Origin of the sequence: Clostridium sp. 1001283B150225_161107_B6, from assembly GCF_015556325.1 — a bacterium.
Classification (GTDB): Bacteria; Bacillota; Clostridia; order Lachnospirales; family Lachnospiraceae; genus Enterocloster.
Window position 1 is genome coordinate 161,774 of record NZ_JADNMD010000003.1, and the last position, 23,249, is coordinate 185,022.

Below are 23,249 nucleotides of genomic sequence, written 5' to 3' on the forward strand. Positions count from 1 at the left end.
CCTTCTCAGTATTAGAGCGTGTCTCAAAAATGCATCCGCCTTTTCAGACACGCTCCCGGACGGCTTATTCAGCTGTCTCAAACAGTGCGTTCAGTTTATCTTCTGCTGTTTTCGCAGCAGTCCTTACATCCGTTCCGTTGGTAATGATATCCTGGAACATATCCTCTATCACATGATTGTTCTGCATGATTCCGGCCTGGACATTGGGGCCGTGCTCATAGCCGAATGCAGTGCCGATATCAGCTGCCGCAGTCAGTACTTCCTCAGCATGGGTGAACTGCCTGATGGTGTCGTCATCCCTGTATGCATCTGTGTCGGCAATCCCCTTGATGGCAGGAAGCATGCCCACCGGTGTCGCGTGCAGGAATTCCACGTATGTATCCTCGTCATAAAGGGTTTTCATAAATGCCTTGCAGATTTCCGGATGCTTGGAAGCCTTCCATACCACCATAGGTGTGTTGGTGGTCATGATTCCCTCATCCGGGTCATCCTCATGAATCTTTGGAACCGGGTAGCAGTCCACATACTGGAGCAGGTCCGGCGAGTTGGCCGCAACGCCTGAAATCTGGAAGCCGGAGTTAAAGTCAAATGCGGTCTTGCCCTGGTAATACAGGGTTGCCTGATCCAGTACATCAAAGTTAATGGAATCCTTAGGCGAGCAGTCATTGTACACCTTCAGCCAGTAGTTGATGCCGTCAATGGCCAGGTCGCTGGTCAGGTTAGCCTTCAGGTCATCGGTCAGAAGGCTGCCGCCCCCGCTTCTCACATAGAAATCCAGGAAAAAGGTTGCCTGGAAGTCATTGGTGCCGCATGGGAAGGACAATCCGTAGACGCCGTCCTTTGTGAGGGCCTTGGCTGTGTCGTAAAGCTCATCCCAGGTCTTTGGAACCTCCAGCCCGTTCTTCTCCAGCAGGTCCTTGCGAATCCACATCACATGTGCGTGTCTGTAAAGGGGTACCGAGTAATTATTGCCGTCCACCGTGCCCTCGGAAATGGCTGCTTCTGCAAATTTGTCACGGCCAATGTTGTCAATCAGGTCATTGATGGGCGTCAGGGCGTCTGCGTTAATCATCTCCGCCACCTGGGCCGGAAGGGCTGTACTCATATCAGGTACATTGCCGGATGCAAGTCCGGTGGTCCACTTGGTGTAAAAGTCATTCCAGGAAAATGTCTCAATATTGATTTTCACGTCCGGGTTCTCTTCCATGAACTTGTCAGCTGCTTTCTGTATGGTTTCCAGTCTTGGTCCCTGGGTAAATGAATGCCAGAAGGTAATCTCTCCGGAAAGGGGGCCCTCTGTCCCGCTGTCATTTCCATCCTGGGCCGCCGCCTGCGCCTGGGTCTGGCCTGCTGCTTCTTTGGAAGCAGAACCATCCGAGGATGACCCGGAACCGCTGCATCCGGCCAGCAGGGCTGCTGCAAGTGCTGCTGCTAGAATTAAACTTACATGACTCTTTTTCATATCATTTCTCCTTTTTTCTGAATTATTTCCGTTCGTCATTTTGCTGTTTCTATTGGTATTATATTGGTTTTCTTTATGCATTTCAACATTCTGGACAACTTAAAATAGCACAAGACGACTATTAAATTATTTTTTTGTCTTGTTTTGAATCAGATGGGTTGGGGTACAGCCGGAAATTAGCCGGGGGAAGGCCGGGAGCTGGCCGGGGAATAGCCTGGGGCTGGCCATATCCCATATTAAAACATAAAAAAGACAGGGCCGGAAGCTAATTCCGGATACCTGTCCTCCTGTTTCTTGTCCTGTTTCTTATCTTATTTTTAACCTTGTTTCATATCCTGCTTCTTATCCCTGCATCCTGTCCTACTGTCTCTGCCCCTCCGGCACAATCCATTCTTTCTTAATCTGCCACAGGGCTGCCTGGACGCTTTTTGCCCCGGATTCCTCTCCTGCCCGTATCTTCTCATGATGACGGAACAGCCTGGGCCAGCTGCCCATGATTTTCTGTTTCAAATCCGGGTAAAAACCAGTGAGCACTGCATCCATCTCCCTGACCCCGCACTGCTTTAAATATGCCTGGAACGCCTTTTCATCCGCCTCATCTTCTCCCAGATATTTAAGGCACAGAATCTTATTCCAGTCATACATATCAAAAAACACAGCCTCATCCCTGGGAACGGAAAGCGTCAGTGTACTGGTTCCCGCAGACTGGTCCAGACTGTACAGGTTCATGAAGGACCAATAGGGGAACTCAGCCCCCTGGGGCATTGGAACCAGCTTAACTGCCTCCTTTACAAACCATTTGTAGGCAGTCAGGAAAATGGGACCGCTTTCCCCATACTTTCTGCGCACGTATTCCTCACGCGAGAAACAGCGGCCGTCTCTCTCTATGGCCTTTAATACCGCCTCCGCCTGTGCCGCGTATAAAATTACTCTATCACCTGTGTCACCCATTCTTTTCTTATCTCCCATATATTTCCATATTTCGAATCGTTCCCCAGAATCACGCTGTCATCAAAAAGCCGGTCCCAGCTGGCAATGATTTCCCGCTTAAGGTGGGGATAAAACTGGGACATGTAAGCCTTGGCATCGCTTACGCCATACTGCTCCATCCTATCCTGATGACGCCTGGCATCCGCCTCATCCTTTGGAATATAGGAATAATTGAGTATGCTTCCCCATTTTTCTATATTGACAGAGGTAATGCAGGCCGGATCCAGGGTCAGCTCCAGTATGACGGTTCCCGGGCTGGGAAGCATAACCGCTTCGCTGGTAAAAGAAACCCATACCGGATACTGCACATCCTCCGGCCTTCGGGCTGCATCCGGACTGTGCCTCACCAGCCAGTCATATGCCTCCAGCACCAGTCCTGCATGTTCCTGCAGGTCGCTGCGGATATACTCCCGCCTGGCAATGTATCTGCCGGTTTCATTGAGCTCCTTCAGCACATTTTCATGCTGCTTTGTCCATACCTTGATTTGTTCCATCCAGCCACCCTTCCTCTCTCTTTTTTGGTACCGCTGTCCTTGTCCGGCCCCGCTGTCCTTATCCGGCCCCGCTGGCCTGGTACCGCTGTCCCGGCCTGGTTCCGTTGTGTTCCTTCCCCTACTCCTGAGACATCTTCCTATACCGGCCCGGCGTCATTCCAAACGCCTGCTTAAATACCCGTGTAAAATGATTGGCGTCCTCAAACCCCACATCGTGGGCAATGCAGTTCACAGGATTATTGGACACCAGCAGCAGTCTGGCCGCCGTGGTCAGGCGCACCTGGCGTATGAACTCCGTGGCGGTTTTCCCTGTGGCCTCCTTAAACAGGCGCCGGAAGGTTGTCTCTGCCACCTCTGCCATACCGCTTAATTTATCTGAGGTATACTCCTCTGTCGGATTCAGCATGATATAGTCAATAACGGTCTGTATTCTGGGGTCGGTCTGGACCGTGGATTTCTTCACCCGCTTGCGTATCTGCTCCAGGTTGTACTCCAGTCCGTTGATTTCCGCCTTCACATCATCGGGCTCATCGGAATTCAAAATATCAATCAGGCTGGCAATCAGCGTATCAAGGGCGCCTCTTACGTGAAACGCCTTCGACTTCTTGTCCGTTCGCACCCACTTGTAGATATCGCTGAAATAAGACCCGATTCCCTCCCCCACATCCATCACCAGAGGGAAGTTATAGTACTCCCTGAGGAAATTAGCGCCCTCATAAAACACAGATGTGGTGAAGCGGATGCTGTAAAATGCAAATGTATCCTCCAGCGCCCTGCACGACAGCCAGCAGCCCTCCGGTATATAAGACACCTGTCCCTTCTTTACAATAACCGTCTCCCCATCCACCACAAACTCAGCGCTTCCGTCAATGATATAGCGCAGCATATTGTACGGTATGGCGCTCTCAGGATAGGTCCAGGTCCTTCCGAACGAGTATTTATCTATATATAGAAAATTAAAGCGGATGGTATTCATGAATGAGGAAAGCGACTGCATGCTGTACACCCCCTTTTTGCCATATCTTTTATCACTTCCGGCACAACGGTGCCCTGCGTCCGGGGATTTGTCCCCCTGTCCGTTTCCTATTCTGATTGTACCAAATCATGCTTCCAATATCCAGCCCCGGAGCCGGAAATTTTATCCGCCTGAACTGTTACATTTTATCCGCAATACCCAGGCGCTCAATCAGCCTCTGAATTCCCTCCGGGCTGTCTGCAAATGACTTCACAGGAGCGCCGGCCATTTCCCCGCACTCCTCCTCCGTAATGGTGCCATGCCGCCCTGCCGGACCCTGTTCCAGCTCCACGGTATAATTCCAGCTGACCTGGCCCAGGTTGTCAGTCAGGGCTATCAGCACACAGGCATATGCCTTCATGCGTTCCTCAAACACGGCTGAGTTGGACGTACTCTCCTCAAAGTTAAGGGTCCACCCATAGGGTTGGCCGGAGGTCTGGAGCTCATTCTTAAAGCTTCCCAGCTCTCTGGAAATCCCCAGGGTGCCTGAAAGCGTTCCGTCTGCCGAGGCATCTCCTATATATGGATTCCTGGCCCTGTACAGCTCATTTGCAAGACTGCTGACCACGGTTCCATTGCTCTTGACGGTAGCGCCCTTTATATCCAAATCCTGTCCCCCGCCCGGAAGCTTAAGTTCCAGGTTAAATACACCGTTCCTGTTCCAGAATGAGGGCAGGCAGGAGTAAATGACCAGCTTCTGCGTTCCGTCATCCTGCTGCACCAGCTTATATCCCCTGTAAACAGAGGCTGAATCAATCATGATTCCTCCCACATCCACCTGTCCCCCATTGACATCCGTATAGGTGACCACATATGACTCCGTGGGATAGCCTATCACAAACAGCTTCATAAAAAATGCAGCCGCCATAATCAGGAACACCCCGGCAGCGCCCAGAACCACATTTCTTACATTTCTCCTTCTCACCTTTTTCAGATAATCAATTTCCGGTGTTTTATCTGATGTCCGGGATGCATTTCCTTCCATCTCGGTTTTCATCCGCTCATACATTTCCCTGCAGCTGCCGCATTCCTCCAGATGGACCCTGATTTCGCGGTCCGTTTTCTGGGACGTCAGGCCGTCCACATACATGGGCATTAAATCCTGAATGATTTCACATGGTATCCTGTGTTTCATTGTTCTCCTGCCTCCTTCACGATTCTCTCTTTCCCGCGGTAATAGGTTACTCTTGCCCAATTCTCGCTGCGCCCCATGATTTCGCCAATCTGGCCAAAGGTCAGGTTTCCCACCAGCCTGAGGTACATAACCTCCCGCATAGGGTCCTCCAGACCATGAATCAGCCTCAGTATCTGCACATTATCCCACAGGGATATGGCCTGGGACTCTGCGGATTCCACAGGTACCTGGTCTGCCTCTTCCAGGGGAACATGGTGTTTCTGCCTGCGCAGATAATCCCGCCACAGATTTTTTGCGATTCCGCAGAGCCAGGTGGATATGCTGCTCTCTCCCTTATACCTGCCTATATGTTTCACTGCCTGGTAAAAGGTTTCCTGGGTCAGCTCCTCCGCCAGGCCGGGGTCCTGGGTTCTGGTCAAGAGAAAACCATATATCATTTTTCCGTGCTTTTTATAAATCTCTTCCATGGAATCCATATACGTATTTCCTCCTTCTGTTAATTAGTGTCCCGTGGCCCGGAATCGTTACAAAAAATATATAAAAAGTTACGTTGATATCATTATACTAAAACCATGGCCGGATACAATATACGGCTGTTTTATTTCAGGCGCACATCCGGCCGTAACCGGCAACAAAACAGACCCGGCCAATACCTGAGCATGTCTCAGTTACCCGGCCGGGTCCTATTGTGTCGATTTCATGTTATACATCTTCTGTGAGGTTTTTCCTCTCAGGCATTTGGAATCTCCAGCCTGTCCCCGTCACACATTAAATCGCCTCGTTCATCTTTGCCAGCTTTGCCGCCTGGTCGGCCGCAATCAGGTTGTCCAGCAGTTCCTGAATGTCACCGTTCATAATGGAATCAATCTTATACAGCGTCAGCTTGATTCTGTGGTCTGTCACACGGCCCTGGGGGAAGTTGTAGGTACGTATCTTCTCAGAGCGGTCGCCGGTGCCAATCTGGCTGCGGCGCTCCTCTGCCTCTGAACTCTGGCGCTTTTCCAGCTCAATGTCATAGAGCTTGGAACGCAGCAGACGGAATGCCTTTTCCTTGTTTTGAAGCTGGGATTTCTCTGTCTGGCTGTAAATAACGATTCCCGTAGGAATATGGGTCAGACGCACTGCGGAGTCCGTTGTGTTAACGCACTGCCCGCCGTTGCCTGATGCACGCATGACGTCGATACGGCAGTCGTTCATGTCAATCTGGACATCCACTTCCTCGGCCTCAGGCATAACGGCCACCGTTGCAGTGGATGTATGGATGCGGCCGCCGGATTCCGTCTCAGGCACACGCTGGACACGGTGCACCCCGCTCTCATATTTAAGCTTGGAATATGCGCCCTTTCCGGTAACCATGGCAACCACTTCCTTGAAACCGCCGATGCCGTTTTCATTGAGACTGACAATCTCCACCTTCCATCGCTGGCTGTCCGCATAGTTGGTATACATGCGGTAAAGTTCAGCTGCAAACAGGGCTGCCTCATCGCCGCCTGCGCCTGCCCGGATTTCCAGGATGATATTCTTGTCATCGTTAGGGTCCTTTGGAAGCAGAAGAATCTTAAGCTCATGCTCCAGTTCATCAATCCGTTTCCTGGCGTCGGACAGCTCTTCCTTGGCCATCTCACGCATCTCCTCGTCGTTCTCTTCCTCCAACAGGGCCAGGCTGTCCTCCACATCCTGCTTTGCCTGCTTGTACTGCTTATAGGCTTCCACAATAGGAGCCAGGTCAGCCTGCTCCTTCATGAGTCTGGTAAAACGCTTTGTGTCCTGGGTCACATCCGGGTCACCCAGCATAAGCATCAATTCTTCATAGTGAATCAACATATCATCCAGCTTATCAAACATATCTATCTCCTGCTCCTGCGATTATTCCAATTACAACCACTACATTAACCTGTTACCCTGTGTTATCTCCCAATCCGCCCCTTACCATCCGGTCCTCGCCGGGCGGCTCCTGCCGGACGCTCTCACCAGCCTGCTCTCACCGGACGGCCCGTACCACACGGTCCTGTCCGGCCAAATCCTTAAAGGTTCTGACGTCCCTGTATCCCCGGGACACAAACAACCCTTCCACTGCCTCCGACTGGTCATACCCAATCTCCATGTAGATGCTTCCGCCCTTGGTCAGATGGTTTTGCCCTTCTTCTGCCAGTATGCGGTAAAATGTCAGCCCGTCCGCACTTCCGTCCAGGGCAATCCTGGGCTCATGGTCCCTTACCTCCGGCTCCAGGTCCTCAATAACCCGGCTGGGGATATAAGGCGGATTGGATACAATGATATCAAAGGTCCTGTCCGGCTCCAGAGCACAGAACATATCGCTCCTGATTAGTTCAAACACGCCCTGGTAACCGCCCAGCAGCCTGTCACGGTTCTGCTCTGCCACCTTAAGGGCCTTTGCCGACACGTCCAGGGCAGCCACATGACGGTATCCGCCCATAAGAGCCAGGCTGAGGGCAATGCACCCGGAACCGGTACACATATCCAGTATGCTTTTTTCCCTGTCCGTTTGTTCTTCCAGGACCAGCTCCACCAGTGTCTCCGTGTCCTGCCTTGGAATCAGCACATGCTGGTTTACAAGGAACTCAAATCCCATAAACTCCTGGGTCCCGGTCAGGTGCTGGAGCGGTGTCCGTCCGGCCCTTATTTCTATGAGCTTCATAAACTCCCGGCAGCGTTCCACGGTTCCCTCATCCGGCGGCATTTCCCTGCCCTTCATGGCCAGGAACGATGCCAGGCTCAGATGGAACACCTCCAGAAGCAGGTACCTGGCATCCAGCTCCGGATCCGGCACCTGGGCCTTATTCAGTTCCTGAACACCCTGCCACAGCAGCTGCTGCATGGTCATGTTTTACTGCTCCTTCACTGTCATTGCCTTTGTCTTTGTGATTGCCGCCATGGTGCCCGCCTTCCTGCCAGCCCGGAAAATTCTCATCCAGGTAAGCCCGCCAGTCAAACACGGTCTCCACTGCCGCAATGGCCACCTCTATCATACTGTCATCCGGCTCCGTGGTAGTCAGTCCCTGCATCCACATGCCGGGACGGCTGAGCACATTGACCAGCCTGGAATCATGGCGTCCCGCAAAACGCAGGAACTCATAGGACACCCCTGCTATCACAGGAATCAGCACAATCCGGCTCACAACGCGCAGCCAGACCGTATCCACCCGGATGACCATAAAGAACAGGATGCTGATAACCATGACAATCATGATAAAGCTGGTGCCGCACCGTTTATGTTCCTTGGAGCTTGCCCTTACATTGTCAACCGTAAGCTCCAGCCCGTGCTCAATGCAGTTGATGCACTTATGCTCTGAGCCGTGGTACATAAAGGTCCTCTTGATATCCTCCATGCGGGATACCAGCTTGATATAAGCGATAAAAATCACAATCCTGATAACGCCCTCCAGTACGGCCATCACTGTATCGGAGCGGATGAACCCCCTGCATATATTGGCAATAAACAGGGGCAGCACCATAAAAATACCGATTGCCATAACAAAGGAAATTATCATTACCAATGTCATGAGGGCGCTCTCCAGCTTTTCGCCAAATACCTTATCCAGCCACGCCTCAAATTTACCGGGCTTTGCCTCCTCATCGTCCTCAAAAAAACTGCAGGACCAGGTCAGGGCCCTCATGCCCACTACCATGGAATCTATAAAACTGAAAATACCTCTGACAAAGGGAAGACCTAAGATTTTATGCTTCTTGGTCATACTCAAATAGGTATCCTTTTTCACCTCAATATCCCCGTCCGGCTTGCGGACTGCAATGGCGTAGTCATTGCCGTTCTGCATCATAATACCCTCGATTACGGCCTGACCACCAATTCCTGAATATTTCATCCCATTAACCTTTCTGTTGTACGAAAAAGAAACCCTCTTTCCATGATTTCCCATGAATTCAGAAAGGGCTGAGCCTGCTCCCAAGCTCAACCCTCATCTCTTTGCTTATTAGTTAGCATTCATGCCATATTTACGATTGAACTTATCAATACGTCCACGAGCCTGGGCAGCCTTCTGCTGTCCGGTGTAGAATGAATGGCACTTAGAACAAACCTCAACGTGGATGTCCTGCTTTGTTGAACCTGTTACGAACTCATTACCACAGTTGCAGACAACCTTTGCCTGGTAATAACTTGGATGGATTCCTTCTTTCATGATTTTCACCTCTCTGATATTATTTGCGGTTTCCGACCGCGGCCTGTGTATGCCAATCTGTCTCTGTACATTACAGGCAGCCGGTCCCATACCGTCACCAGAACGCACAGATATCAGCAATAACTAAGTTAAACACGCCCTCACCGTAAGGTTCTGACTCACGCAGACGCTAAAACTGCCGTCAAATTAGACAGCTTACATAGTATATCATAAAAAAACAGGATTTGCAATATTTTTTATGGCCAATTCCTGGTTATTTTTGAGCGGAAATCCAGCATTCCGGCAGCTCCGGCTCCCTGACCCTTACCGGTTCCGGATAAACCCTTCCGTAAAGCTCCAGCTCCACCCGTTCAATGATTTCCGGTCTCACCGGACGGTTGACCTCCACGCCCTCTATGGGGAAATCATCCACAGGGACAGTCTCCACCTTTTCCAGACGGTATATCTCGTCCATGCCCTCCAGAACACGGCCGAACACAGGATAAACGCCCTTGTGCTCCGGACAGTCCCTTAGAGGAAAGAAAAACTCACAGCCTGCCAGTCCTGCCTCGCCGTAACCGCCCATGCACACGGCTCCCGGATGGGAATCCAGCGGAACCACATCCGGGTTCAGTTCAAATTCATTGGGAATCAGATACCGGCATTCCTTTTTCCCAAAAGCCGTGTAGCTGACATCCACCCAGTTTCCCGGCACTATCCGCTCAATGGCATGGTGGTCCAGGTAACCCCTTAAAGCTGTATAGATAAAGCTGTTCACTGTGTTTGGCGCTGACTCCGGCAAAAGCTCTATGACAATCTTTCTGCCGTTGGCCATATGTAATGTTGCAATCGGATTCATAATACCGCCTCCCATCTCACAGCAGCCACCGGATTCATGGCACTGCCTCCCATCCCATAGCCGCAATTATATTCATATCTCCTCCCGGTACACCACAGATTAACCGATTATCTCAAATTCTTTGGAATCGTGGTTGAGCACCTCGCATCCATCCTCTGTCACCAGCACCAGGTCCTCCACACGGACCCCTGTATCCCCGGCCAGATAGATGCCCGGTTCAATGGAAAATATCATTCCCGGCTCTGCCTTCTGGGTATTCACAGAGGACACGTCTCCGAACTCATGCTCTCCCAGCCCGATGAAATGTCCCAGCCTGTGGGTAAAGAAGGGTCCGTATCCCTGCTCCGTAATCAGGTCCCTGGCCGTTTTGTCCAGCTCGCACAGAGGGATGCCCGGACGTATTTTGGAGATGGCTGTCTCATTGGCGCTGCGGACAATATCATAGATACGGCGGTGTTCCTCACTGGCCCGCTGAAAGTAGAAGGTGCGGGTCATGTCGGAACAGTACCCGTCCTTGATGCAGCCCACATCAAAGAGTACTGCGTCCCCCGGCTTTATGACCGTGTTGTCCGGTCCATGATGGGGGTCAGCCGCATTGGCGCCAAAGGCCACCAGCGGCTCAAAGGAAAATCCGTCCGCCCCCAGGTCCGTATATATCTTAAGCATCTGGTCCGCAACCTGACGCTCCGTGACCCCTTCGTGAATCAGCTGCCTGAACCGTGCCATGGCCTTATCATTGATATCGGAGGCAGTACGCATCCTTTCCTGCTCCTCCTGGTCCTTCACGCCCCTTGTCCTGTCCACGGCAATGGAGGAATTGACAAAGCCCGCAGCAGCTCCCATCTCCATGAGAGGAAGCAGGAACCTGGCCTTTAAATCCTTATCAACTCCCAGGGGACTTTCTTTATCCAGATAACCGGCCACGATTTCCGCCGCCGGGTCCGTATCTGAATACCACACCTTCTCCACGCCCACATCCTCAGGCACAGTAAACAGGTTGTTCAGGAAATACACATGCTTTCCGTCTTCCCTCAGATAAAGGGCGTAAAACCGTTCAAAGGGCTCCACATACACGCCTGTGAGATAGTAAATGGACATGGGGTCCACAATCAGCATCTGCGTCAGCCCCATCTCCTTCAGGGCTTCCATGATACGCTCCACTCGATTCTGCTTCATGATAACTTCCTCCTGTTTTAAAACTGTTTTCTCAGCTTGGGGTCCAGCAAATCGCGAAGACCATCACCAATAAAATTAGCTCCTACAGCCATTGTAAAGATTGCCAGTCCCGGGAATCCTGCCACCCAGAACTTATTAAAATAATCAGCTCCATCCGAAACCATCATGCCCCACTCCGGCGTAGGCGGCGCAGAACCCAGTCCCAGGAAGCTTAAGGTAGAGAACATCAGAATCTGATTGCCGATATCTGTGGTGGCCATGATGAGTACCGAACTGATGCTGTTGGGAATGACCTCCTTCATCAGGATTCGGATTCTGGAGGCGCCCAGGACCTCGGAAGCCGCCACATATTCATTTTCCTTTACGCTGAGCACAACGCTGCGCATCATACGGGCATAGGTGGGCCACGCCACCACAATCAGGGCAAACATGGTATTGAACAAATTGGAACCCATAACTGCATTGATAATCATTGCAAGAATCAGGGAAGGAAAGGACAATATCATCTCAGAAAAACGCATCATCACATTGTCCACCCAGCCGCCCACATAGCCTGCTATGGCACCGTAAAACGTGCCGATAAATCCTGCTATGACAACGGTAAGGCAGCCTGCCAGCAGGGAGTACCTGCCTCCGTACAGCACACGGCTGAAAATATCCCTGCCAAAGTTGTCCGTGCCAAACCAGTGCTCTGCGGACGGCGCTTTCAGCCGCTGCCCCAAATCCTGCACAATGGGGTCATAGGGAGCCAGCGCCGGCGCCAGGATGGCTGCCGCAATCCACGCCAGACAGATAATCACGCCCAGCGTAAACAGGTAATTGGATTTAAATAACCTTTTTAAAGACTGTACCATCAGCTGCACCTCACTCTCGGGTCTATGATTCCGTATAATATATCCACCACTGTATTGATGACCATGTAATTCAGGGCAATCAGCAGGGCCACTCCGATGATGGATGGGAAATCCACTGAAAGCACGGACTCGTAGGCAAATTGTCCCACGCCAGGCCAGTTGAAGATGGTTTCCACCAGCACCATGCCGCCTAACAGGTTGCCCAGGCCCAGGCCGATTACAGTGAGTACGGGAATCAGGGCATTGCCCAGGGCGTGGCGGATAATCAGTCCCGGCCTTGACAGGCCCTTTGCCTTTGCAGTGCGGATATAGTCCGTGGACATGACGTCCAGCAGGTTGGAACGGGCTGTCCTGGTAATCAGACCCATGGTAAACGCCGCAAGCACGGTTCCCGGAAGAAGCAGATGGCTGACAGCGTCCAGTGCCTTGGGTATATTTCCCTCCAGAAGACTGTCAATCACATACATGCCCGTGACCGTGGCCGGAGCCGTAAAGGCGTTGCTCAGGCGGCCCGGACCCGGAAACAGCTTCAGCTTGTAATAGAAGAAATACAATACCAGCAGCGCAAACCAGAAGCTGGGGATGCTGACGCCTGTAACGGATATGGCCCGGACTATCTGGTCCAGGATACTGTTTCGCCTGATGGCGGAAATAATGCCGAACAGAACGCCCAGAATAGCTGCAATGACAATGGCAAACAGGGCCAGCTCAATGGTGGCCGGATAACACCTGGCCAGCTCTGACAGCACAGGTTTGTTTGTGCGCATGGAAGTCCCCAGGTCAAACTGCAGGAGATTCTTCATGTACAGAATATACTGCACGGGCAGGGGCTGGTCCAGGCCGTATTTTGCCCGGTAGGCAGCCACGATTTCCGGGTCGTTCAGGGCTCTCTGGCTTAAGTTTGCAACGGTGGGGTCTCCCGGTATCATCTTTGTCAGTATGAAAACCAGGGTGGCGACACCAAACAGCATGACTACCAGATACACCAGTCTCTTTCCTATAAATTTCAGCTGTTCCATACGATACCTCTCTTTTCTTATGTTTCAATCCAAATTTATATTGCGATTGCTGTTTCACACAGATATTCCCGTCAACGATATCCCTTAGGATGAGCGTTCACGGCAATACCTGCCCGGTTATTGCCTGGGGCACCAAAGCGTTGTTTACGGTACCAGCGGGCAGGAAGAAATCCGCCTGCCCGCATAACAGTTCCGTATATGCAATCATTATTTTACATGAATCAAAGTCAGGTCCAGTGCATACGGGTCGGATATGGCCACGCCCTCCAGCCTGGTGTTATAGCCGATGTGGGACGGCGCCTGGGCTACCATAATGAACGGTCCATACTCATACATGGCGTCCTGGATTTTCTCCAGAACCGCGATACGCTCATCGTTGTCCGTTGCAGACATGGTTTCTTCATACATGGCTGCCAGCTCCGGGTCCATTTGCGCGCTCCATCCGGCCCTCTTTCCTACAACGCCGCCCGGAAGGAATTCCAGCTGCACGTTGGGGTCGTTATAATCAGTTCCCCAGTACATAACCGTAAAGCCCAGGGTTCCGTCGCGGTAAGCATCGCCGTATCCGGCCGCCCATGGCTGTGAAACGATGTTTACGTTAATTCCCACCTGAGCCAGGTCATCCTTAATCTTCTGGGCCAGGTCTGTCAGAAGGATTCCCTCCATATCCAGGTCTGTCACGGTCAGGTCCACGTCAAATCCATCTGCATATCCGGCCTCTGCCAGCAATGCCTTTGCTTCCTCCAGATTCGTATAGTCAGCCGGTCTCTCGCCCTTGCTTCCCATGAATCCCACCTGGATGATGTCATAAGGAGTGATGGTGCCGCTGCCGCAGATGGTCTGGATGCCAGTGTAATCCAGGGCTTTGCGGATGGCATTCTGGACCTGCGGATTGGATACAGGGCCGCCGTAGGCTTCATCCATGTTCATCATCACAAAACCAACGGTCTTGGTTGCTCCGTTGATAATGGAAATATTCTCAGCGCCTTCCAGCTCAGACATGGTGTCGTCCGTCATGTTCATGGCCACATCAATATCCCCGCCGGACAATGTCATCATCTGTGTGTTTGCATCCGGCTGTATCTTAATGATAAACTTGTCAACATTGGTTGCTTCTCCCCAGTAATTAGGGTTCTTTTCCAGCACCACTTCCTGGTCCGGAATATAGCTGGTCATCACATACATGCCGGAACCTGCGCTGGCTGAATCCAGATAGGACTGTGCCGTATCAGCGGAGGATGCGTCCTCTGCGTCCGTGCCGCCGTGCTCCTTCACAACCGCGCTGTCTAAAACAGCCGTGGAGCTGTAGGTCAGCTTGGACAGAATGGCGCTGTCCGCCTGGGTCAGATGGAATACCACCGTGTAATCATCCGGCGCCTCCATGCTCTCAATGGTGTCGCAGATAAAGGATGGATTTCCCTGAAGGTTCTTGCAGCGGTTGATGCTGAAAAGAACATCCGCGCTTGTCATGGGATTGCCGCTGGCAAATGTCACATCCTGTCTCAGCTTAACGGTCAGCGTCAGGCCGTCATCTGAAAATTCATAGGTATCAGCCAGACAGGGCTCCGGCGCACTGTCATTGCTGTAGAACTTAAACAGGTTCTCGTAGCATGCATTGACAATGAGAGGCGGATACTTCTCATATACATACCCCGGGTCCAGGGTGGAAAATCCGGAGCCCATGGCTACTACAACCGTATTGGAACCGGATGCCTGTGAAGCTCCCTCTGCTGCCGCGTCTGTGCTGCCGGCCTGTGTGCCGTCCGTTCCATTGCCGCCGCATGCGCTTAAGGCAAATGAAACCGCCAGGCACAGAGCAGCAGTCAATAACTTCTTTTTCATAATAGACCTCCTCTAGGTTTATTGGCAACAGTTCAGCCGCAAATCGTCTGAACTGTTCTTTTTATTGAGATGCCAGTTATCTGGCAGTGTCTCCTTATTGCAGTGTTTCCTTATTGCAGTGTCTCCTAATAAAGATGGCAGGCCACAAAATGCCCCTCCGTCACTTCCTTTAGTTCCGGCACTTCCTGGCGGCACCTGTCGCACGCCTTGCTGCAGCGTGTATGGAACCGGCAGCCGGAAGGCGGATTGGAAGGACTGGGCACCTCTCCTTCCAGGTGGATGCGCTCTGTTTTCACATTCTGGTCCACCTGGGGGATGGCTGACAGCAGCGCCTCCGTATAGGGGTGGTAACGCTTCTCATACAGCTTATCGTAATCAGCTATCTCCACCATATTTCCAAGGTACATAACCCCCACCCGGTCGCTGACCTGATAGACCACATTCAGGTTATGGGAAATGAAGAAGTAGGTCAGACCCAGTTTTTCCTTTAACTCCTGAAGCAGGTTCAGTACCTGGGCCTGGACCGACACATCCAGGGCCGATACAGCCTCATCGCAGATAATGATATCCGGCTCCAGAGCCAGCGCCCTGGCTATGCCGATTCTCTGCTTCTGTCCTCCGGACAGCTCATGGGGATATCTGCTCAGACAGTACAAATCCAGACCGACCAGGTTAAGAAGCTTCATGATGCGGGCCTCCACATCCAACCTTCCCTTCATTCCGTGGATTTCAAAGGGTTCCATCAGAATCTGGCGCACAGTACGCCTGGGGTTAAGACAGGCGGAAGGGTCCTGGAAAATAATCTGGACCTTCCTGCGCATCCTTTTCAAATCCGCGCCCTTTAATCCTGCTATGTCAGTGCCGCCCATGTAAATGTGGCCCTCTGTTGGTTTTATAAGCCGGACCAGGGTCCTGCCCAGGGTGCTCTTGCCGCAGCCGCTCTCCCCGACCACGCCAAAGGTTTCGCCTCTCATAATGTCAAAGCTTACGTCATCCACAGCCTTCACTGCCCCGGACTTCTTATCCTTGCCTTTAAAATATACCTTCACATGGTCGGCCTTAACCAGCACTTCTTTTTTGCTCTTGTCTGTGTTTGTGTCTGCGTTTGTGTCCGTATCTGTGTTTGTATTTATGTTTGTATCTCTGTTTTCATTTTGCGCCATATGTTAAGCCTCCTTCCCTGCAGCCTGGTCCTCAAACAGCCAGCAGCGGACCTGGCGCCCCTCTGAGAGCTGCTTCATAGGAGGGCTGGCCGTCCTGCACCGCTCTTCTGCATGGGGACATCTGGGCCAGAAGCTGCACCCTGTTATCCGCTCCGTGGGATTGGGCACCATTCCCTCTATGGTGGACAGGGGTTTCCTGTCCTTGGTGATAACCGGTATGGCGTTCAGCAGGCCAATGGTATAGGGATGTTTGGGGTCCCGGAACAGTTCGCCGGCCGGAGCCTGCTCCACGATATGGCCCGTATACATGACAATGACCGTATCGCACAGCTCGCTTACAACCCCTAAATCATGGGTGATGAACAGGACTGAGGAATGAAGTTCCTCGTTCATCTCCCGGATTAAATCCAGAATCTGGGCCTGAATGGTTACATCCAAAGCCGTGGTTGGTTCATCTGCAATCAGAATCTGGGGCTGGCAGGCCAGTGCCATGGCAATCATCACACGCTGCCTCATTCCTCCTGACATCTGATGGGGATACTCATGGGCCCGCGCCTCAGGGTTGGCGATTCCCACCGCCTTCATCATGCGGACAGCCTCCTCCATGGCTTCCTTTTTCTTCATGCCCCGGTGCAGGCGCAGGGATTCCGCAATCTGTTTTCCGCACTTGATAATGGGGTTTAGGGAGGTCATTGGTTCCTGGAAAATCATGGAAATCTCATTCCCTCTGATTTTCTGCATCTCCCGCTCAGGAGTCTTCACCAAATCCCTTCCATTGTATAAAATTTCCCCTCCTGTAATCTGTCCGGGGGGGTTGGGAATGAGCTGCATCATACCAAGAGAGGAAACGCTCTTGCCGCTTCCGCTCTCCCCCACGATTCCCAGCTTTTCTCCCTTATGTAGTACATAGCTCAGATGGTCCACCGCCTGAACAGTGCCTTCTGCTGTCCTGAATTCCACACATAAGTCTTTTACTTCCAATATGATATCTGTCTGTGTCATTTTATCCGCCCTTTGTTTTATTGCATCAAAGCGTCAATGCGGTGCCAATGTATTCACCCGCAGTTTTCTGCATATATACTCAAAACGATACCACATTTTCGGGGATAATTCAATATATAGATTGACCTGTTTTACCTGGAACCAGGACAAAAACAGCATAGAAACGCAAAAACAGGACGCTGCCAAGGCTGTTTTAACAGCTTCTTTACAGCGTCCTGCTCTTAATCTTTGTTTTTCTTTCCCTTCACATCCCAGGGCTTCTTCCAGTAAATGGCATCCGCGCTGCACTCCTTCATGCACTCGCCGCACTGGATGCATTCCCTGTCTCCCACCTGCCTGATATCCATTCTGCAGGTCCTGACACAGCGCCCGCAGTCCGTACAGGCATCCCTGTCAATCTTCACGCCAAACAGAGCCGCCGGGGCAAACAGGGAATAGACGGCACCCAGAGGACAGAGAAACCGGCAGAAACTTCTGTACACAAAGCAGGCGCTTGCCAGTATCACTGCCAGTACAAAAACCTTCCAGTTAAAAAGGGCGCCTGCCAGACCGCCCAGCGACTCATCCAAAAGAACCAGAGGGATTCCTCCTTCCAGGGTTCCCGCCGGACATATGTACTTGCAGAAGGCCGGAACCGGAAGACCGGAAACCATCTTGAACACCACCGGCAGAATAATGACAAACACTGCCAGTATCACATATTTTGCCTTGGAAAGGACCTGGGTGACACGGTTTTTCTTTACCTTGGGCACAGGTATCTTGTAAAGAAGCTCCTGCACCAGACCAAAGGGACACAGAAAACCGCATATGGTCCTTCCCAGGGTAACTCCAAAAAGCAGCAGAACCCCCAATATATAGAAAGGAAGCTTCCTGTCCATGGCGGACAGGGCGTTCTGCAGGGTACCCAGCGGACAGGAACCAACGGCCCCCGGACATGAGTAGCAGTTAAGTCCCGGTACGCACAGTCCTTTGGACTTTCCCTTGTAAATAGACGCCTCTGCAAATCCCTTCAGGTTCAGGTTGTATAATAATGCTGCACAAAGCTGTATCAAACGACGTTTCATCACTTCTGTCCTCTCACCCGATTCCGATACATTCCAGGCATACCCTGACTGCCTTGCGCAGGGTATCCTGGTATCCTCCCTGGGCTGCTCCGATGCACAGGAAAACCACGCCCAGGACCAGAAGGACGGCAGCCGTCTTATTCTGTCTGCACCAATCCATCATCTCATCACCGCTCCGTCCCTTACACCCCAAGGGCTTCCTTATATCTCTCATACATGGTGTCAGCGTCCAGGGCTCCTGTGGATATATGGGTTACCTTTCCCTCTGCATCCAGAACCACTGTATAGGGAATGGAATTAGTGGGGTACAGCATGGATATGGAATACTCCTCATCCAGGACCACCGGGAAGGTGTAGCCGTTCTCCTCCACAAAGTCCTTTACAGTCTCGGCATCATCCCCGCAGTTCACCGCGATAATGCCGATTTTATCCCCAAAATCCTCCTTCAGACGCTCAAATGCAGGCATTTCCTTGACGCACGGACCGCACCAGGTCGCCCAGAAATTGATGATAACAGGCTTGCCCTGCAGCTCGGACAGGGTAATACTGGAGCCGTCCATAAGTTCCCCTGTAAAATCAGGCGCTGCCACGCCCTCCTTAATGGGCATGCCCGGCTTATACTCAATGACGCTGTCTCCCTGACCAGCCGCTGCCTGGCCGTCCTGGCCGGGCTGTTCCCGGCCTGCTGCCTTACCGCCGTCTGCGGACTGCTCCCGGTCTGCGGACTGCTCCCGGTCTGCGGACTGCTCCCGGTCTGCTGCCTTACTGCTCCCTTCTGTTTGTTCTGTTGTCCGGTCAGCCTTATCCTGGCCCGCGCTCTGGCTGCATCCCGTTATCTGCAGGGCCAGGAAGAGGGCCAGCATAGCGCCGGCCGCAGTCCTCTTCACAGCCCCTTTATCCGTGTAAAACCGTTCTTTCCTCATGTGTTATTCCTCCCTTTTCAACTATTGGAATAGACAAAAAACCCAGAGAACGCCACCTGTGCCATTCTCTGGGTTTTACTCTAACATAATTATTATTTTCTGTCCACCCGGCTTTATGGGGTTTCTATGAAAGTTTTATTAAGCTTTCATGAAGATGCCTCTACACCTCATCTATCACGGGAACCACTTCCCGCTCACTGTAGTGGTGTGCCTGCTCAAGCATCATATCCTTTACCTTCATAAGCCTTGTCTGGGAGCTTCGCTCATTCTCATCCAGCTTCATGGTGATATAGCGGATGTTTGACTGGGTATCGGGAATCATCACGTGCTCCAGCGCATTTACACGGCGGCGGGTCTTTTCAATCTCCGCTGCCATGAGCTGGCAGGATTTTTCGCACTCAGCCAGACGCAGCATGTCGGGCAGTAAATCTGCCAGACTCTTCACCGCATCATCCAGGTCACTGGAAGTAAATGCAAAGCCGTAGGAATAGATGTCGTTTGGGTCTGAAGTCCTGGTCTTATATTTGAACACAGGAATCTCCACACTCATGACGTTCTTAGTCTCAGTTTCCAGATAGACCTCCTGCTTGGGAGCCATCAGGGCTACGTTCAGGGCCTCGTCTGTCATGCCGGAACGTGCCAGCACGAAATTCTGGTTAGCCGCAGCGATGCCTGCCTCCACCTTCTCGCGGAGGGCCTTGTTCTCACGCACCAGGTCCAGGAACTGACGCATCAATTCATCCCGCTTGTCTTTCAGGAGCTTATGTCCGCGGATGGCTGTCGCCAGCTTTTTCTTAAGGCGGGTAAGCTCCATACGGGTGGGATTTACATGTTTTGCACCCATGTTATGTCAACTTCCTTTCTGCCGGCCGGAAACCGGGAGCGCGTCTTATCCGCACATGGCGGAGGGCCGCGGCGCCCGCATGTTTCCTGCCGGGCTGTGACTGCCAGTTATTTTGCTTCGTAGTATAAATCAAGGAATTTGTCCTTAATACGTTTCAGCTCGCTCCTTGGGAGGATGCGCAGAAGCTTCCAGCCGATTTCCATGGTCTCTTCGATATCACGGTCAGCGTAATAGCCCTGGGATACATACTCCTTCTCGAACTCGTCAGCAAACTTGGCGTACAGCTTATCCATATCAGTCAGGGCTGCCTCGCCCAGAATAATCATCAGTTCCTTTGCGTCCTTACCACGGGCATAGGCTGCAAAGAGCTGGTTCATGACATCTGCATGGTCTGCGCGTGTCTTGCCTTCGCCGATACCCTTATCCTTAAGACGGGACAGGGATGGCAGTACATCAATTGGAGGCGTTACATTCTTACGGTACAGCTCACGGCTCAGGATAATCTGTCCCTCAGTGATGTAGCCTGTAAGGTCAGGAATGGGATGAGTCTTATCATCCTCAGGCATGGTAAGAATGGGAATCATGGTGATGGAGCCGTTCTTGCCCTTCTGACGTCCGGCTCTCTCATACAGGGAAGCCAGGTCAGTGTACATATATCCGGGATAACCGCGACGTCCGGGAACTTCCTTACGGGCTGCGGAAATCTCACGCAGGGAGTCTGCGTAGTTTGTAATATCAGTCAGGATAACCAGTACGTGCATGTTCTTCTCAAATGCCAGGTACTCTGCTGCTGTCAGCGCCATACGCGGGGTAGCGATACGCTCTACGGCAGGGTCGTTAGCCAGGTTGATGAACATGACGCTTCGGTCGATAGCGCCTGTCTCACGGAAGCTCTCCATGAAGAAGTTGGCCTCCTCGAAGGTGATACCCATGGCGGCAAACACAACGGCGAATGACTCGTCGGTGCCGCGGACCTTTGCCTGGCGCGCAATCTGGGCAGCCAGGTTGGCATGGGGAAGACCGGATGCTGAGAAAATAGGCAGCTTCTGGCCGCGGACCAGGGTGTTCAGTCCATCGATGGCAGAAACACCGGTCTGGATAAACTCCTCAGGATAGCTTCTGGCTGCAGGGTTCATAGGCAGGCCGTTGATATCCATACGCTTCTCAGGCAGGATGTCGGGACCGCCGTCAATGGGCTTGCCCATGCCGTCAAACATACGGCTGAGCATATCCTCAGACACGCCTAATTCCATGGTACGTCCTAAGAAACGCACCTTACTGGAATCCAGGTTGATACCGGTAGACGCCTCATACAGCTGTACCATGGCATTTCCGCCGTCTATCTCCAGTACCTTGCAGCGGCGTCTCTCGCCGTTAACCAGCTCAATTTCTCCCATTTCATCGTAGGTTACTCCCTGTACGCCGCGGACCAGCATAATAGGACCTGCTACCTCTTCAATTGTTCTATATTCCTTGGGCATTAGAAGTCCTCCTTTCTGCTCAGCTCACTGTTAATCTCTGACTCCAGGGTTTTGATAACATCCTCGTAAACCTTATCCAGGTCAGCTTCCTCTGTATATTTGAAACGGCCGATGGCCTCGCGCACGGGAAGGCCTACAAGACGCTCGATATTCACGCCCTGTGACAATGCATCCCCTGCCTTGTCATAATATGCCAGCATCAGCATCATCATCATGTGCTGCTTCTTTAAGGACGTAAATGTATCAATCTCATGGAAAGCGTTCTGGTGGAGGAAGTCCTCACGGATAGAACGGGCTGCTTCCAGTTTCAGACGGTCAGGCGCGGATAATGCATCCATACCTACCAGCTGAACGATTTCATTCAACTCAGACTCTTCCTGCAGCAGGCGCATAAGACGGGCGCGCAGCTCAGTCCAGTCGCTCTCCACCTCTGCGTTGAACCATTTTTCCATGGTGTCCACATACAGGGAGTAGCTGGTCAGCCAGTTGATGGCCGGGAAGTGTCTCTTGTATGCCAGGTCGGCATCCAGGGACCAGAATACCTTTACGATACGCAGGGTAGCCTGTGTAACCGGCTCGGATATATCACCGCCTGCAGGGGAAACAGCTCCGATAACGGAGAGCGCGCCCTCGCGGTTGTCCTGACCCAGGGAGATAACACGGCCGGCACGCTCGTAGAACTGTGCCAGACGGGAACCCAGGTATGCGGGGTAGCCTTCCTCACCAGGCATCTCCTCCAGACGTCCTGACATCTCACGCAGAGCCTCGGCCCAGCGGGATGTGGAGTCTGCCATCAGGGCTACGGAATAACCCATGTCGCGGAAATACTCTGCAATGGTGATACCTGTATAGATGGATGCCTCACGGGCCGCAACAGGCATATCGGAGGTATTGGCAATCAGCACGGTACGCTCCATCAAAGACTTGCCTGTCTTCGGGTCCTTCAGTTCCGGGAACTCGTTCAGAACGTCGGTCATCTCGTTGCCGCGCTCGCCGCAGCCAATGTAAACCACGATGTCTGCATCAGCCCACTTGGCCAGCTGATGCTGTACAACCGTCTTGCCGGAACCGAAAGGTCCGGGAACAGCCGCAACACCGCCCTTTGCAATTGGGAACAGACAGTCAATAACACGCTGTCCTGTTACAAGAGGCATGTCAGGCGACAGTTTCCTCTGATAAGGACGGCCTTTACGTACAGGCCACTTCTGCATCAGTTCAACCGGATGCTCCTGTCCCTTCTCATCCGTCACAACAGCCACTGTATCGGTAACCGTATACTCTCCGCCGCTGATATAGGTAAGGGTACCGCTTACGCCCACCGGAATCATGATTTTCTGCTGCACCACCTCGGTCTCCTGAACCGTACCGATGATGTCGCCGCCGCCAACCTTGTCTCCCACATTTGCAGTGGGTACGAAGGTCCACTTCTTCTCACGCTTCAGGGAGGGAACCTCCACGCCGCGGTTTAAAAGGTTTCCGCCTGTCTTTTCCATAATAGCATCCAGCGGACGCTGGATACCGTCGTATATACTTCCAATCAGGCCAGGCCCCAGCTCCACGCTCATGGGTACGCCTGTGGATTCCACCGGCTCCCCTGGTCCCAGTCCGGATGTCTCCTCATATACCTGGACGGAAGCCTTATCGCCATGAATCTCTATAATTTCGCCAATCAGACGCTGCTCACTGACTCGAACCACGTCGAACATGTTCGCGTCACGCATGCCTTCTGCGATGACCAGCGGACCGGCTACTTTTTTAATTACGCCTTTGCTCATCTTTTACCTCCA

General features: G+C 52.2%; 23 protein-coding genes. All 23 read right to left on the reverse strand.

Going from position 1 to position 23,249, the window contains the following annotated elements; translation table 11 throughout:
- Nucleotides 1–64 precede the first annotated feature (64 nt).
- Nucleotides 65–1,462 carry a sugar ABC transporter substrate-binding protein gene (locus I2H39_RS09160; RefSeq protein ID WP_195626294.1) on the reverse strand — a complete coding sequence of 466 codons (1,398 nt, stop codon included), beginning with the start codon at nucleotides 1,460–1,462 and terminating at the stop codon, nucleotides 65–67.
- A gap of 360 nt (nucleotides 1,463–1,822) precedes the next feature.
- Nucleotides 1,823–2,413 (reverse strand): DUF3841 domain-containing protein, encoded by a 591-nt coding sequence (locus tag I2H39_RS09165; protein ID WP_195626295.1) that lies wholly within the window; start codon nucleotides 2,411–2,413, stop codon nucleotides 1,823–1,825.
- Nucleotides 2,389–2,946, reverse strand: coding sequence for a DUF3841 domain-containing protein (locus I2H39_RS09170; RefSeq protein WP_195626296.1), 558 nt, complete (start codon nucleotides 2,944–2,946; stop codon nucleotides 2,389–2,391). Before I2H39_RS09170 ends, I2H39_RS09165 begins: the two co-directional genes overlap by 25 nt.
- Nucleotides 2,947–3,064: 118 nt before the next feature.
- Entirely contained in the window at nucleotides 3,065–3,922 is an 858-nt protein-coding gene (locus I2H39_RS09175) for an AraC family transcriptional regulator (protein WP_240305272.1), read from the reverse strand.
- A gap of 178 nt (nucleotides 3,923–4,100) precedes the next feature.
- On the reverse strand, nucleotides 4,101–5,096 hold the full coding sequence (locus I2H39_RS09180) for a DUF4825 domain-containing protein (protein WP_195626297.1): 996 nt from the start codon (nucleotides 5,094–5,096) through the stop codon (nucleotides 4,101–4,103).
- Nucleotides 5,093–5,572: a sigma-70 family RNA polymerase sigma factor gene (locus I2H39_RS09185; protein WP_138306664.1), complete on the reverse strand. Its 480-nt coding sequence runs from the start codon at nucleotides 5,570–5,572 to the stop codon at nucleotides 5,093–5,095. Before I2H39_RS09185 ends, I2H39_RS09180 begins: the two co-directional genes overlap by 4 nt.
- A 292-nt stretch (nucleotides 5,573–5,864) precedes the next feature.
- Nucleotides 5,865–6,941, reverse strand: a complete 1,077-nt coding sequence (prfA, locus tag I2H39_RS09190; protein WP_138306663.1) for a peptide chain release factor 1 — start codon at nucleotides 6,939–6,941, stop codon at nucleotides 5,865–5,867.
- A gap of 136 nt (nucleotides 6,942–7,077) precedes the next feature.
- Entirely contained in the window at nucleotides 7,078–7,941 is an 864-nt protein-coding gene (prmC, locus tag I2H39_RS09195) for a peptide chain release factor N(5)-glutamine methyltransferase (protein ID WP_138306662.1), read from the reverse strand.
- Entirely contained in the window at nucleotides 7,895–8,941 is a 1,047-nt protein-coding gene (locus I2H39_RS09200; RefSeq protein WP_330640720.1) for a DUF1385 domain-containing protein, read from the reverse strand. The genes prmC and I2H39_RS09200 overlap by 47 nt, the downstream gene beginning before the upstream one ends.
- A 108-nt stretch (nucleotides 8,942–9,049) precedes the next feature.
- A complete protein-coding gene (gene rpmE / locus I2H39_RS09205; protein ID WP_002568352.1) occupies nucleotides 9,050–9,256 on the reverse strand; it encodes a 50S ribosomal protein L31 in 207 nt (68 codons plus the stop codon).
- Between the two features lie 253 nt (nucleotides 9,257–9,509).
- Nucleotides 9,510–10,094 carry a peptidylprolyl isomerase gene (locus I2H39_RS09210; RefSeq protein ID WP_195626298.1) on the reverse strand — a complete coding sequence of 195 codons (585 nt, stop codon included), beginning with the start codon at nucleotides 10,092–10,094 and terminating at the stop codon, nucleotides 9,510–9,512.
- Nucleotides 10,095–10,193: 99 nt separating this feature from the next.
- The gene (locus tag I2H39_RS09215) at nucleotides 10,194–11,270 is read right to left on the reverse strand and encodes a Xaa-Pro peptidase family protein (protein WP_138306659.1); all 1,077 of its coding nucleotides are present in this window, start codon (nucleotides 11,268–11,270) and stop codon (nucleotides 10,194–10,196) included.
- 17 nt (nucleotides 11,271–11,287) lie between these two features.
- The gene (locus I2H39_RS09220; protein ID WP_138306658.1) at nucleotides 11,288–12,124 is read right to left on the reverse strand and encodes an ABC transporter permease; all 837 of its coding nucleotides are present in this window, start codon (nucleotides 12,122–12,124) and stop codon (nucleotides 11,288–11,290) included.
- A complete protein-coding gene (locus tag I2H39_RS09225; protein WP_138306657.1) occupies nucleotides 12,124–13,143 on the reverse strand; it encodes an ABC transporter permease in 1,020 nt (339 codons plus the stop codon). The genes I2H39_RS09220 and I2H39_RS09225 overlap by 1 nt, the downstream gene beginning before the upstream one ends.
- Nucleotides 13,144–13,350: 207 nt before the next feature.
- The gene (locus I2H39_RS09230) at nucleotides 13,351–14,985 is read right to left on the reverse strand and encodes an ABC transporter substrate-binding protein (RefSeq protein ID WP_138306656.1); all 1,635 of its coding nucleotides are present in this window, start codon (nucleotides 14,983–14,985) and stop codon (nucleotides 13,351–13,353) included.
- A 125-nt stretch (nucleotides 14,986–15,110) separates the two neighbouring features.
- Nucleotides 15,111–16,148 (reverse strand): oligopeptide/dipeptide ABC transporter ATP-binding protein, encoded by a 1,038-nt coding sequence (locus I2H39_RS09235; RefSeq protein ID WP_227146402.1) that lies wholly within the window; start codon nucleotides 16,146–16,148, stop codon nucleotides 15,111–15,113.
- A 3-nt stretch (nucleotides 16,149–16,151) separates the two neighbouring features.
- Complete coding sequence (locus tag I2H39_RS09240; RefSeq protein WP_195626299.1) at nucleotides 16,152–17,150, reverse strand: ABC transporter ATP-binding protein; 999 nt, start codon at nucleotides 17,148–17,150, stop codon at nucleotides 16,152–16,154.
- A gap of 221 nt (nucleotides 17,151–17,371) precedes the next feature.
- Nucleotides 17,372–18,214 (reverse strand): 4Fe-4S binding protein, encoded by an 843-nt coding sequence (locus I2H39_RS09245; RefSeq protein ID WP_195626300.1) that lies wholly within the window; start codon nucleotides 18,212–18,214, stop codon nucleotides 17,372–17,374.
- Between the two features lie 13 nt (nucleotides 18,215–18,227).
- Complete coding sequence (locus I2H39_RS09250; protein ID WP_195469880.1) at nucleotides 18,228–18,377, reverse strand: CD1871A family CXXC motif-containing protein; 150 nt, start codon at nucleotides 18,375–18,377, stop codon at nucleotides 18,228–18,230.
- 19 nt (nucleotides 18,378–18,396) lie between these two features.
- The gene (locus I2H39_RS09255) at nucleotides 18,397–19,137 is read right to left on the reverse strand and encodes a TlpA disulfide reductase family protein (RefSeq protein ID WP_195626301.1); all 741 of its coding nucleotides are present in this window, start codon (nucleotides 19,135–19,137) and stop codon (nucleotides 18,397–18,399) included.
- Nucleotides 19,138–19,297: 160 nt separating this feature from the next.
- A complete protein-coding gene (locus tag I2H39_RS09260; RefSeq protein ID WP_138306652.1) occupies nucleotides 19,298–19,981 on the reverse strand; it encodes a V-type ATP synthase subunit D in 684 nt (227 codons plus the stop codon).
- 107 nt (nucleotides 19,982–20,088) lie between these two features.
- Nucleotides 20,089–21,462 carry a V-type ATP synthase subunit B gene (locus I2H39_RS09265; RefSeq protein WP_002568364.1) on the reverse strand — a complete coding sequence of 458 codons (1,374 nt, stop codon included), beginning with the start codon at nucleotides 21,460–21,462 and terminating at the stop codon, nucleotides 20,089–20,091.
- Nucleotides 21,462–23,237: a V-type ATP synthase subunit A gene (locus I2H39_RS09270; RefSeq protein ID WP_138306651.1), complete on the reverse strand. Its 1,776-nt coding sequence runs from the start codon at nucleotides 23,235–23,237 to the stop codon at nucleotides 21,462–21,464. The genes I2H39_RS09265 and I2H39_RS09270 overlap by 1 nt, the downstream gene beginning before the upstream one ends.
- Between the last annotated feature and the right edge of the window lie 12 nt (nucleotides 23,238–23,249).